This window comes from Ligilactobacillus sp. 110_WCHN, from assembly GCF_030518115.1.
Classification (GTDB): Bacteria; Bacillota; Bacilli; order Lactobacillales; family Lactobacillaceae; genus Ligilactobacillus; species Ligilactobacillus aviarius_C.
In genome coordinates, this window is record NZ_JAULLI010000020.1 from 1 (window position 1) to 13,651 (window position 13,651).

At 40.9% G+C, this 13,651-nt stretch carries 9 protein-coding genes and 1 tRNA gene; 6 read left to right on the plus strand and 4 right to left on the minus strand.

From position 1 onward, the window contains the following. Positions 1-236: 236 nt before the first annotated feature. Positions 237-1,628: a tRNA uridine-5-carboxymethylaminomethyl(34) synthesis GTPase MnmE gene (mnmE, locus tag Q3C15_RS07070; protein ID WP_282458472.1), complete on the plus strand. Its 1,392-nt coding sequence runs from the start codon at positions 237-239 to the stop codon at positions 1,626-1,628. Positions 1,629-1,643: 15 nt separating this feature from the next. Continuing rightward, entirely contained in the window at positions 1,644-3,569 is a 1,926-nt protein-coding gene (mnmG, locus tag Q3C15_RS07075) for a tRNA uridine-5-carboxymethylaminomethyl(34) synthesis enzyme MnmG (protein ID WP_302704775.1), read from the plus strand. Positions 3,570-3,616: 47 nt separating this feature from the next. Here the strand turns inward: mnmG and Q3C15_RS07080 are convergent, their stop codons facing one another. From Q3C15_RS07080 to Q3C15_RS07095, 4 genes are all read right to left on the minus strand, one after another. Then, complete coding sequence (locus Q3C15_RS07080; RefSeq protein ID WP_302704776.1) at positions 3,617-4,990, minus strand: Bax inhibitor-1 family protein; 1,374 nt, start codon at positions 4,988-4,990, stop codon at positions 3,617-3,619. A 110-nt stretch (positions 4,991-5,100) separates the two neighbouring features. After that, a complete protein-coding gene (locus Q3C15_RS07085) occupies positions 5,101-5,661 on the minus strand; it encodes a hypothetical protein (protein WP_302704777.1) in 561 nt (186 codons plus the stop codon). Between the two features lie 96 nt (positions 5,662-5,757). Continuing rightward, the gene (locus tag Q3C15_RS07090; RefSeq protein WP_302704778.1) at positions 5,758-7,674 is read right to left on the minus strand and encodes a M13 family metallopeptidase; all 1,917 of its coding nucleotides are present in this window, start codon (positions 7,672-7,674) and stop codon (positions 5,758-5,760) included. A gap of 466 nt (positions 7,675-8,140) precedes the next feature. Next, a tRNA-Lys gene (locus Q3C15_RS07095) sits at positions 8,141-8,213 on the minus strand. Positions 8,214-8,398: 185 nt separating this feature from the next. Here Q3C15_RS07095 and Q3C15_RS07100 point away from each other — a divergent pair. The 4 genes from Q3C15_RS07100 to yycH all read left to right on the plus strand — a co-directional run bounded on the left by Q3C15_RS07100 (position 8,399) and on the right by yycH (position 13,639). Further along, on the plus strand, positions 8,399-8,917 hold the full coding sequence (locus tag Q3C15_RS07100) for a GNAT family N-acetyltransferase (protein WP_302704779.1): 519 nt from the start codon (positions 8,399-8,401) through the stop codon (positions 8,915-8,917). A 758-nt stretch (positions 8,918-9,675) separates the two neighbouring features. Further along, entirely contained in the window at positions 9,676-10,392 is a 717-nt protein-coding gene (gene yycF / locus Q3C15_RS07105; RefSeq protein WP_057827225.1) for a response regulator YycF, read from the plus strand. 27 nt (positions 10,393-10,419) lie between these two features. After that, complete coding sequence (gene walK / locus Q3C15_RS07110; RefSeq protein WP_282458465.1) at positions 10,420-12,318, plus strand: cell wall metabolism sensor histidine kinase WalK; 1,899 nt, start codon at positions 10,420-10,422, stop codon at positions 12,316-12,318. Next, positions 12,308-13,639, plus strand: a complete 1,332-nt coding sequence (gene yycH / locus Q3C15_RS07115) for a YycH family regulatory protein (RefSeq protein ID WP_302704780.1) — start codon at positions 12,308-12,310, stop codon at positions 13,637-13,639. Before walK ends, yycH begins: the two co-directional genes overlap by 11 nt. Positions 13,640-13,651: the final 12 nt, after the last annotated feature.

Genomic DNA, 13,651 nt, shown 5'->3' on the forward strand with positions numbered 1-13,651 from the left:
AGTGATAGAAAACAAGATCCCGTCGGATCAAATTTTCTATCACTATCTTAGTCTGTTTATTATGGTGATTTCTTGACTTTTAAAAAATAACCAAGTAAGATTAACCACGAGATAGTTTGAATAGTAGATAAAGTAGTCAAAGTGCTTTATCCACGCTTTTTAGTAGTCGCTAATTGGTGTGGTGGAGGCACTTTTTATTTTTTTCAAACTAAATTAGTGAAGAAAGGGATTCGGAAATGGTAGAAGAACAAACAGAATATGATACAATTGCTGCAATTTCGACTCCGCCTGGTGAAGGTGCAATTTCAATTGTGCGGTTAAGCGGAGATGATGCATTGCCAATCATCATGAAAATGTTTAAGGGAAAGGACTTAACGAAAGTCCCAACGCATACGATCAACTATGGTCACATTATTGATCCGAAAAACGGTGAAATCGTCGATGAAGTTATGGTAACCGTTATGCGGGCACCGAAGACGTATACCCGGGAAGACATTGTTGAAATTAACTGTCACGGCGGAATCGTTCCAACCAACAAGATTCTGCAATTATTGCTGACAAACGGTGCGCGGATGGCTAATCCAGGTGAATTTACTGAACGGGCCTTTCTTCACGGTCGAATCGATTTGACCCAAGCAGAATCAGTCCTTGATATTATCAAGGCTAAAACTGACCGTTCAGCCAAATTAGCGCTTGATCATCTTGGTGGAAGTTTAGCAAAGTTGATCCGTGGATTGCGTGAAGAAATTCTTGATACCTTATCAAAGGTTGAAGTTAATATTGATTATCCTGAATATGATGGGACAGAAATGATTACCACAAAACTTTTGAAGGAACGGACGATCGAAGTTAAGAAGAAAATTGATAAGTTGCTTGAAACTGCTCAAGGTGGAAAGATTTTACGTGAAGGACTCGCAACAGCAATTGTTGGCCGACCAAATGTTGGAAAATCAAGTCTTTTAAATTATCTTTTACATGAAGATAAGGCAATTGTTACTGATGTTGCCGGAACAACCCGTGATGTAATTGAAGAATATGTCAATATTAAAGGAATCCCATTGAAATTGATCGATACAGCTGGAATTCGTGAGACAGAAGATAAGGTCGAAAAAATCGGGGTTGAACGTTCACGGAAGGCAATTGATCAAGGTGATTTAGTCCTTTTAGTATTGAATGCAAGCGAACCATTAACGGATGAAGATCGGCAATTAATTGATTTAACTAAGGATAAGCAGCGGATCGTGATCTTGAATAAGACGGATCTGCCACAAAAAATCGAAATTGATGAAGTCGAAGATCTCGTTGGAAAAGAAAATATCATTCAAACGTCAATTCCAAATGACATTGGTGTAGAAGATGTTGAACAACGAATTAAAGATATGTTTGCAAGCGGAATTGAAAGTTCTCAAAATGAAGTCATCATTAACAATGCCCGCCATGTTGCCTTATTAAATAAAGCAGCTGACTCACTTGATGCAGTTTTAGTCGGAATTAAGAACGGAATGCCGGTTGATTTGTGTCAAACAGATATGCGCGATGCATGGGAAGATCTAGGTGAAATTACCGGAGATTCATATCAAGATGAATTATTGGATGAATTATTCAGTAAGTTCTGTTTAGGAAAATAAATTAGGGAGGAAACAATGGAAGTAGCAAAAGGAAAACCTTATAAGGCAAAAGACTACGATGTAATCGTTGTTGGTGCAGGCCATGCCGGTTGTGAAGCTGCATTGGCTGCTGCTCGAATGGGCAACAAAACATTATTGCTCACAATCACCCTTGAAATGGTTGCATTCATGCCATGTAATCCATCTGTTGGTGGCCCTGCCAAGGGAACCGTTGTTCGCGAAATTGATGCTTTAGGTGGCGAAATGGGAAAGAACATCGATAAAACTTATGTTCAAATGCGGATGTTGAATACAAGTAAAGGACCAGCTGTTCGTGCATTACGAGCTCAGGCTGATAAACGGCAGTATTCAATTGAAATGAAGCATACGCTTGAAGAAGAACCAAACTTAACGTTGCGTCAAGGAATGGTTGATGATTTGATCGTTGAAGATGGAGAAGTTAAGGGAGTTATTACAAGTACTGGTGCTCATTATGGTGCCAAAACCGTTGTTTTAACGACTGGAACATCTTCTCGCGGGAAGATTATCATCGGGGAATTAATGTATTCATCAGGTCCGAACAACTCGCAACCAGCCCTTGAATTAACGAAAAACCTTGAAGAAAAGTACGGTTTTGATATTGTCCGGTTTAAGACCGGGACGCCGCCACGAATCGATGGGAACACGATTCATTATGATGAAACCGAAGAACAACCTGGAGATGCAGAACCAAATCACTTTAGTTTTGAAAGTTCAGATGATGACTATATCCCAGTTAAAGATCAATTATCCTGCTGGTTAACTTACACCAATGAAAAGATTCATCAAATCATTCGGGATAATCTAGATCGCGCTCCAATGTTTACCGGGGTAATCGAAGGCGTTGGGCCACGTTACTGCCCATCAATTGAAGATAAGGTCGTTCGGTTTGCTGACAAAGACCGGCATCAACTTTTCCTTGAACCTGAAGGACGGAAGACGGATGAGTACTACATTGATGGCTTATCAACTTCATTGCCTGAAGAAGTTCAGTTACAAATGATTCACAATGTTAAGGGCCTTGAAGATGCCGAAATGATGCGTCCGGGATACGCAATCGAATACGATGTTGTTTCCCCGTATCAATTACGGCCAACCCTTGAAACTAAGTTGATTAAGGGTCTTTATACGGCAGGTCAGATCAACGGAACGTCAGGTTATGAAGAAGCTGCTGGTCAAGGGTTGATTGCTGGAATCAATGCCGGCCGGTACGCTTTAGGCAAGAAAGAAATCGTGCTTAAACGGAGCGATGCTTACATTGGCGTTTTGGTCGATGACTTGGTTACAAAGGGAACGAATGAGCCATACCGGTTGTTGACTTCTAGGGCTGAATATCGTTTAATTTTACGGCATGATAATGCGGACTTGCGGTTAACGGATATCGGGCATGAGATCGGTTTGATTTCAGATGAACGGTATGCAAAATTTGTTCAAAAACGGCAAGACATTGAAGATGAAAAGAAGCGGCTTGAATCAATTCGAATCAAGCCAAATCCGGAAATTGATGCTTATCTTGAAGCTCATGGCGACAAAGCATTGAAGGATGGCGTATTAGCCAGTGACATATTACGGCGGCCATATATGAGCTACCAAGACCTATTGAAGTTTATTCCTGCTCCGGACCATGAACTTGATAAACGGGTCATTGAACAAATCGAAATTCAATACAAATATGAAGGCTACATCAAGAAAGCGGAAGAAAAAGTTGAAAAACTTCACCGGATGGAAGCTAAGAAGATTCCTGCAAATATTGACTACAAGGCAATTGACGGGTTAGCAACGGAAGCGGTTGAAAAATTAACAAAGATTCAACCTGAAACGTTGGCTCAAGCAAGCCGAATCAGCGGGGTCAACCCAGCTGATATCTCAATTCTTGCAGTTTATATCCAACAGGGAAGAATTGCGAAGAAGACAGAAGAATAAGAAAAAGACGAAGTTCGGTTGAACTTCGTCTTTTTGTTTGTAATCTTTTAATTGTTATTTGATGAAGAAAAGATCGATAAGATATCCAAGAAGAGGTTGATAAAATCAAGGAAGATATCTAAAGAACTGTCTAACGCAAGGAACGTTCCGTCATAACCATCGGCAACTTCGCCCCGGAAATTAGCAAGGAAACGGACCTTGATCATCTGATTGTCATAGATCGTATAAAGAACAAAAACAACGATGTCGGCAACCAGTAAGAGATTCATCAAAAGGGTCGATCCAATCAAAATATTAAAGAGCATAAGGATAATAACTGCAAAGAGTGCTCCCAAAAGCGGGCCGCCCCAGCTGGCAACTTTTTTCTTAGTTTGAAGGCCGAATAGCGCACAACTGCTGAAAATCGCAAAGGTTATTAAGAAAGCTTCAGCAGTAACGATCATGGTCCTTGAAAAACCGACCGTGTCGTAAAGGGCACCGATACCGACAAGCACTGATTGGGTCAGCATCCAAATCGTAAGGGCGATCGCCCCGATCTCATAGCCCTTTTGGTGAGTCTTCCGCGCCTTTTGGGCAAGCCACATAAACAATCCAAGGAAGATAAGGTAGGTGATTCCATGGAGTGAAAATGCAAGTTTAAGCATTAAAACGCCAAGATCAGAAAAGATCAATTCGAAGACGGCCAGGAAAAGACTTGCTAAAATTTCAGCCATCACAATGCCGTAAGTCTTTGCAATGTGCTTTCCTAAAAGCTTACTTTCTTCCGGAGTAACTGGGAACTGCATTGCTTCGCGGACAAATTTTCCCTTTTTTACAAAACTTCCAGAAGCGCCGACACTATTGGCAGCAGTATTCAGTGCAACTAACGGTGAAGTTTCCTTTTCAGCTTGTTCTTGAACTTGAGCGTCAGCCGAAATTTCTTCTGCCCGGGCCTTTGCACGTTGAGTTTCAAGGGCTTCTTGCCACTCTTGAACCGCGTCATTTAAAATCAGAACAACGTGGGAATCAACGTAGTTAAGCGGAATCGAAATAAGGTGCTTGTCGGCTTGAGTTTTAACAAATTTTTTGAAATCTGCAGGGACCTCCTTGGAGGTTAGTAAATTAAGCCGGGCGTTTTTCTTTGTTCCGCTCATCCCAATTTGGGCAACATCCGCAGCTGAAAGTTGAAATTCAGTGTCTTTCATTGGAACGCGCACGCGGATATAATCCTTTGTTAAGACGACCAGCGACTGCTTGCTATGGAAAAGATAAATTAACGGGACAACAGCGGTTACGCCAAAAAGGATGATGCAGAAAAGTCCCATTCCAGCGTCACCGCTAGTCAAAACGCCAACGCCCATTGCAACTAATAAAAGTGACATGATCGTTAGCGCAATGAGCTTGAATTTACTCATATAAACCGAAATTTTTTCATTTTTCAAAATCACTCAATCCTTTTCTTTAAGATACTAAAAATTTTAGCATAAAAATAAAAAAGATTACAGAATTTTCCGTAATCTCTTAATTAAATTCTTGAATTAGCACTTAAAAATTAATCAGGGTCATCGGGATCATAAATATCACACTGGATGTTTTGATAGGATGCCCAGCCGATAAAAAATTTAAAGAAAGAAATCGTTTTAGATGAAGCGACGCATGTCAGTTTGTATGTAATTTGATGGAAATCGCCGTCATCTTTGGACTTAAATCCTTTAGGAACGGGAACTTTTGATTTTAAGTAAATTGTGAGTTTACCACTTGTTCGATAAACGCTACTATGATATCCAAAATCTAAGTGAGGGACTTCGAACACAATACGTTTAATTTGGTCAACGGGAACGATAAGGTTATTTTCTTTAAAGCGGTTAATTGCGTTTCTAAAAGTAATGGTATTTTCCCGAATAGAAATTAACGGTAATGAACTGTTTAATAAAACAGTTAAGTAAGAAAAGAAAACCCATGCACCTAATAGGAAAAGAAATCCAAAAGCAACTGCGGCCCCTAGATCGTTAGTTGGAAAGCAGGAAGTGACCATCCACATAATAATTATTGAAAATAACATTGGGAAAATGGCATGTGATCGGCTGATATAAAGGGAATTTTTATCTTTCAAAATCACTCAATCCTTTTCTTTAAGATACTAAAAATTTTAGCATAAAAATAAAAAAGATTACGGAATTTTCCGTAATCTCTTAACTCAATTCTTGAATTACCAAATATTGACCTGGTTATCCGGTGTTAAGTACATTCCATCGCCTTCGTGGACGTCAAAGGTCGTGTAGAAATCATCAAGGTTTTTCGGCTGAACGTTTGCCCGTAAGACGTGCGGAGCATGAACGTCGATGTTAAGCAACAGTTTCATCCGTTCCATTGATGCTTTCATCCGCCAAATTCGCGCCCAATTAATAAAGAATGCTTTCAGATCTGGTTGGGCTTCGCCTTTTGCGGCTTCAAGCGCACAGCTTAAACCGCCGGCATCGGCAATGTTTTCCGAAACAACCAATTTGCCGTTGACTTTTCCGGCTTCGGTTTCAAGGCCGTCAAATTCATTGATCATGTCTTGAGCAAGGCCTTGGAAATGCTTCAGGTCGGCTTCAGTCCACCAGTTGTGCAGATTTCCTTTTTCATCAAATTGGGCACCATTATTATCAAAGGCGTGAGAGATTTCGTGGGCAATCACTGCGCCGATTCCGCCATAGTTCGCACTTGCTGATTGATGTAAATCATAAAAGGGCGCTTGTAAAATTGCTGCTGGGAAAACGATCACGTTAAATTGCGGATCGTAGTAGGCGTTGACCATGTGTGCTGGCATTTGCCATCTTGTCCGGTCAACTTGTTTGCCCCACCGGCTGTAATGATCAGCAAGAACGATTTCGCTAAAGGATTGGGCATTGTCAAGTAAGCTAAGCTGTTCATTAACCTTGAACTTCTTATATAACGGATCGAGTTCATCCGGATAACCAACGTTGATGCCTAATGCATCCAGCTTAACGATGGCCTGTTTACGGGTCGATTCACTTAACCAATCATTGTTTTCAAGGCGGTGCTTATAGACATCGACCATTTGGTGAACCATGTGTTCAACGTCGGCTTTGGCATCCGGACTGAAGTACTTATGAGCGTAGTAAAGACCAACGACCTGATCAAACCGGTTGCCGGTAAGGTAGTAAGCGGCTTTTTGCGGTTTCATGGCTTCCTTTGATCCAGAAATTGCCCGGGAAAACTCGCCGCCGGTTACCCGAAAATCATCTGTTAAATAACCTGTAACGCCGGTTAAAGTATTAACGAGCAACCAGCTCTTAAAGTTTTCAAAGGTGTCCGGGTTGACGATTTCATCAAGGGCTTCATAATACTTCGGCTCTTCGACGATAACTTGGTCAGGAGTGTTCTTGATCAAGTCTTCGGTGTATTTTCCTAAATTAAGGTAAGAACTAAACTTCTTAAAGTCTTCAAATGAATATGGATTGTACATTTTCGGGTAGTCTGCCCGTTCAGTACTGTCCTTTTCGTGCGGTGCAAGTGAGCGGTCAAAGGCTAATGCGCGTTCAAGATGCGCCTGAGCGGTGGCTTCATCATAACCGGCCATCTTGAAAAGCTTCATGACCATTGATGAGAAGACGGCAATCAGTGCTTTTCCATTTTCATTATCATCAGCATAGTATGTTTTATCTGGGAGAATTAATGAAGGAACTGAAGCGTAGAGCGCATAGCGATCGGTATTTTTCATGTCGCTTGCGACGTAAAGTTGGAACGGGGCTTCATAGCCCTTCATTGTGAGCGCAACAGCTTTGTTTTCCCAGTCGTTCCAGTCTTTCAGATTTTCAACGCGTTCCATAAATTTTTTAGCGGGAGTAAATCCGTCAGCATTGCGCTTTTCAAAATCTGAAGCTAAGCGGTAATATTTAACGAATTCATTTAAATATTGGTCTTCAGGTTGAACGGTTCCATCCAACATTTCACCAAAATCATGCATTAATGTTTTTTCAATGTGATCGGCCAGGTCTTGAAAACCGCCTGTTGTAGCTTTGTCAGCAGGAATCTTAGCGGTTTTAAGCCATTCGCCGTTTACGGCCATATAAAGGTCGTCTTTAATTAATTGTTCATTGATTTGTTCTTTTGCAGCCATAAAATGACCTCCTTATATAGGATATTTTACCCATTTAAATTCAGAGCGACAAGCGGGCAAACAAAAAGCCAAACAATCGTTAGGCTCTGTCCCACTGCAAACAGAACCTTCACCGATTGTTTGGCCGATCATTAATTATTTATTTTGGCTGCATGAGCATTTTGCATTTGGGTTATTCTTGCAGTTGCAAGCTTTGCCATCTGCACATCCGCATTTGCAGTTGCATTGACATTGATTTGCGCTCATTGAACACCCTTCTTTGAATTTCAATCTTTTATTTTTAAATTAAATAAGGAGCCTCGACCCTGACTTGAAAACATCATTCCCAAACATGGTCACTTGTTTACCATCTAACACAGGGCTTCTAACTCCTTACATCTTTAATTATATGCAGTTCGGGAGTGGGTGCAAAGAAAAAGAACTGGGTAAAACAAAAAAGCCGTGATCACATCACGACTTTCACTGATGGGTGGTCAGGGGATCGAACCCTGGACCCACGGATTAAGAGTCCGTTGCTCTGCCAGCTGAGCTAACCACCCATAAATCTTGAATTGATAAGCGATAAGAACTTTTCATATCTCATCGACGATTAATATAATATCAAGAATAGAAGATGAATGCAAGCTTTTTTTGAAATTTTTTTTGAGAATTTTGAAAAAAGGCTTAGAATCGGCTAAACTAAGGGATAAATTAGTTTTCGAAAAGGAAGAAATGAGGAATTAAAATGAGTTTAATTTATTTGCAGCACGCTACTCAACGCGATTTACCGTCAATTATGACAATTATTCATGAGGTCCAAGCACTTTTGAAAAGTGATGGCAGTCCGCAATGGCAGGATGGTTATCCCACTGAAGGAACCTTTCAAACTGATATTCAAAAGAATGAATGTTTTGTTTTAATGGTTGGTGATCAAGTTGCGGGAGTGGCGACCCTGGCACATGATCCGCAAGCTAATTACCAAAATATCAGTGATGGTCACTGGAATGTAACTGATCAACCGTACGCAACGATTCACCGAATCGCATTGTCAGCTGATTTTCGCGGAATGCATTTGAGTAATTATTTGATGAGTAACTTAATTTCGATTGGAGTCGAACAGGGCATGCAAAACTTCCGGATCGACACCCATGCAATGAATAAACGGATGCAAGGCTTGATCAAGTCAGCCGGATTTCATTATTGCGGAATTATTGACAAGGGCGATAAAGTTCAAGAACGGTTAGGATATGAATTGAATTTATAAAGGAAGGTGTAACAAAACGTCAAAAACGAGCGTGGTAGAAGCAGAAAAGCGAACGAATCGCGTCAGCATAGATTCGAAGATTTTCGAACTTCACTAGCTTCGCGTCGTAGCTCGTTTGTTTTGAAACCCGATGATGTAAAAAGGCTGGACTTTCGTCACAGCCTTTTTCTTTTTGTTCTGTGTTTTTATCGCATCTAGAATTGCTTTCCAACCCTTCATCAATAAAGCCGAAAGCCGGTAAAAATCAAAACTGCCATGTGAAGTTAATCTAAATCATCCAAGTATGAGGTAACAGAAGTTAACTTGAATACTTAAAGCACCTTCGTGTAAATTAATAAAAACTCCGGAGATGATTATTAATTTGACCATGGAAGCTTTAAAAATTACCAACTGTGAGCGCAGTTAATAGTAAAGGGGAGAATGTATGATTTATTCCTTGAAAGCTCAGTGACAAATTCGTTGGAGAATGTATAAAAGAAGTCAATTTGTCATCTTTGCTTTAAGTGAAAATCATTAACTACTTTCACTAATCGTTTTATAAATGAAAACTTTGAAAACCAAGCCTAGAGCTTAACTGTATTATAGCATAGTTTTCAAAATGTTCGGCTAGAATTTCGAATGAAGATTGCCGCCTTTTCATGGTTTGGTTTTCATTCGGCGATGATTTATAATAGAAACTGAGAATTTTTCAATTCGATGAGGCGAGTGATTATTTAATAGTCGCTGAAAACCCATTTTAATGGGGGAGGTATTTGCTTATGAAAAAGATTTTAGTTGTCGATGATGAAAAACCGATTTCCGATATTATTAAGTTTAATTTGAAAAAGGAAGGCTATGATGTTTACACCGCCTATGATGGTGAAGAAGCCTTGCAAAAAGTTGAAGAAGTTAATCCAGACTTGATTCTTTTGGACTTGATGTTACCAAAGATCGATGGGCTGGAAGTTGCCCGTGAAGTGCGCAAGACTCACAACATGCCGATCATCATGGTTACGGCTAAGGATGCCGAAATTGATAAGGTTTTAGGTCTTGAAATGGGGGCTGACGATTACGTAACCAAGCCGTTTTCAAACCGGGAATTAGTTGCTCGGGTCAAGGCAAACTTACGGCGGCAATCAGCCACAATGGCAGAAGCGCAAGCTGCAGAAGAAGAAAGTAAAAACAATGACATTGCAATTGGTGACCTTGTAATTCACCCGGATGCCTACGTGGTTTCAAAGCGGGGCGAAAAGATCGAATTGACCCACCGGGAATTTGAATTGCTTTACTACTTAGCCAAGCACATTGGTCAGGTAATGACCCGGGAACATTTACTTCAAACCGTATGGGGATACGATTATTTTGGTGATGTTCGGACCGTTGATGTTACGGTTCGCCGGTTGCGTGAAAAAATTGAAGATAATCCGAGCCGGCCAATTTGGCTAGTGACCCGGCGCGGAGTTGGATACTACTTGCGGAATCCAGAAACAAATTAAAATTAAATCAAAAGGATTGAGATCAAAGTGAGTGAAGAAAAACAAAACGTTAAAGAAGAAAAGCTTCACTTTTTCCAATCGATCCACTTTAAAATTGCCCTGGTATTTGCGCTTTTACTGTTAATTGCGTTTCAAATTGTCGGGGCTGTTTTTATTCAGCGATTGAAAAGTGATAACTTAAAAACATTTAAACAACGGGTCGAATTGTCGTCATATGTTGATAATTCGCTTGCCCAAAATTTAAGTTCAAGTGATACGCAAAAAGCCAATGCTAAGATCCGAACGATTCTGGAAGACGTTAATAACAGCAACATTACCGATGTTCAGGTTGTTGACGCCAAAGGAAACATTCGGGGCGATAACGACGTTGATAAGCGTTCCTTAGTCGGACAGCGGACAACTGATAGCGACATTAAGCAGGTTTTATATAACGGACGGACATATTCAAAAATGACGTATGACCGCAGCGACAATAAACGGTATTACATTTCAATTACCCCGTTATTCAGCTCGACGGGGAATACGAACGCGGTTGTGGGAGCGGTTTATATCCGTGCCAGCCTTGAAAGTGTTTATGATTCGTTGAACAATGTAACGGCGATTTTTGCTACGGCAGCGTTGATTGCGACGGTCATCGGGCTTTTGCTGGCAATTATTTTATCAAGTGCGATTACCAGACCAATCGATGAAATGAAGAAGCAAACTGCCCGGATCGCGAAGGGCGATTATTCCGGCCAGGTTCACGTGTATGGGAAAGACGAACTGGGACAACTGGCGGAAGCCGTCAATAACCTTTCAGTGCGGGTTGAAGAGTCGCAGGAACAATCAGAATCTGAGCGGCGACGGCTGGATTCGGTGCTGACTCACATGTCTGATGGGGTTATTGCGACCAACCGCCGTGGAAAAGTTAATATTATTAACCAGGCAGCATGTGATTACCTTGACGTAAATGAAGAAGATACTCTCGGCAAATCAATTTTGGATGTCCTTGATATTCGCGAAGACTACACGTTACATGATTTACTTGAAAATCAAGAGGAAATTACGCTGGATATGTCAGCGGATGATCATGATCAGATCTTGCATGCATACTTCTCGCTTATTCAACGGGAATCCGGCTTTATTTCGGGAATTGTTTGTGTCTTGCGGGATGTAACCGAACAGGAAAAAATCGACCGGGAATTGCGGCAATTCGTTTCAAATGTTTCGCACGAATTACGGACGCCATTAACAAGTATGCGCAGTTATATTGAAGCGTTAAATGATGGTGCGTGGAAAGATCCGGAAGTTGCGCCGTCCTTCTTAAAGGTAACGCAAGAGGAAACAGACCGAATGATTCGGATGATCAATGATTTACTGAAACTGTCCCGGATGGATTCTGGCCGGGTCAAGCTTGATCTTGAACTAGTCAACTTGAATGAACTGTTTAACTATGTTCTTGACCGGTTTGAAATGATGCTTGAAAAGGATAATAACGATACGCATTCAACCAAATCGAAGAACTATACGATCAAACGCGACTTTACGAAGAAAGATCTTTGGGTTGAAATCGACACGGATAAGTTTATTCAGGTAATTGATAATATCATGAATAATGCGATCAAGTATTCGCCAAATGGCGGGGTAATTACGTGCCGGTTACTGGAGACCAAAAACCACGTTATTTTGAGTATTTCAGATCAGGGATTGGGTATTCCAAAGAAGGATCTGAACCATGTCTTTGACCGGTTCTTCCGGGTTGATAAGGCGCGGTCACGGGCTCAAGGCGGAACCGGCTTAGGATTGGCCATTTCAAAGGAAGTTATTGAAATGCACCACGGTAAGATTTGGGCCGATAGTGTTGAAGGTCAGGGAACGACATTCTACATCTCCCTTCCATACCATGAATATGACGATGATGAGGAGGATCTTTGGGATGAAAATTAAAAAGTATTTACTGCACATTGGTCTTTTAATTGCAGTGGTCATCAGTTTAGTTTTCTCAGCCATTATTTGGATTGATCCGGCCACCTTTCATCGGAACACGACCCAAACGACCACGACGAATGAATCGGGCAATTCAGCGGATGCAACGGTTCATTATGACCTGGCGGATGTTTATTCGCCAACGGGAATTGCAATAACACAAAATAAGCAGCAAACCCAATTAACGAGCAGTAGGGATAACTTGATCAGTGACCTTTGCAAGGATTTACGGAAAATCAAGGTTCAGCAGATCACTGTTCAAAACGATAAGGACTTTAATACGTACCGCAAAGACTTGCTTGAAAATGACAACATTATCCTGTCATATTCTAATCAGGTATCGATCGGGCTTTTTGAAAAGCTGATCGGACGTTCAGATATTGCTAAGCAGTATGAAAATCAACGGTTTCAGCATATTGTGCTGCCAACGGCCAATCACCGGGAAATTTATTTGTTAAATGATGTGAACTACAAGGTGTACAAGCTGCAATTAAAGACTTCGATCCCAGCTGAAGTATACCGGCGGGTAACAGCAAAGGACATTCAACAAACACCGATCGAATATCAAGAAATCAGTAAGGGTCATTATATTAAGAATTATCCGAAGGGTGTAACGGTTCCGAAATACAGTTACTTAATCAATAAGGAAAATTCGAGTTTATTTGTGACGCACTTATTAGGGGCCTCAAGTTCAAATTCAATTGCAACCAAGGAACATGACGGGGTCACAACGTATACAACGGATAACGGCCAACGATTGGTTATTAACAGCAAGGATGGGACGGTCAACTATGCACGTGAAGGCCGTGCAAATGAAGACAAAAAAGTCAGTTTCAATGATGCCCTTAAGGACGGGTTTGATAATTTAAGTCACTTAGGAGTTTCATTAGATGATGTTCGGTATCAAAACTATGATGAAAACCATCACCAGGTGACGTATCAAAGTTACATTAACGGGTACCCGATCATCTCGCCGAACTTTTACGGGACATATGAGATCGGAATGCAGTCAAACGGCGCAACGGAATACCGGTTCTCGGTCGATGATTTACAAGTTCCGTTACCAAATAATAATCAAACCGTTAATTTGCCGCCAACCAGTCAGGTTTTGCAAACGTTGAAGAGCAAAAATTATAACCTGGGAAAAGTGAAGAGCATTATTGTCGGTTATCAATGGACCCAGAATTCAGGTTCGCAAATGGTTGTTGATCTGACACCGACGTACTTTATTCGGTATAACGGTAACTGGATCAATTACCAAACATTAAGTCAAAATCATTAGTTAGGAGGAGCA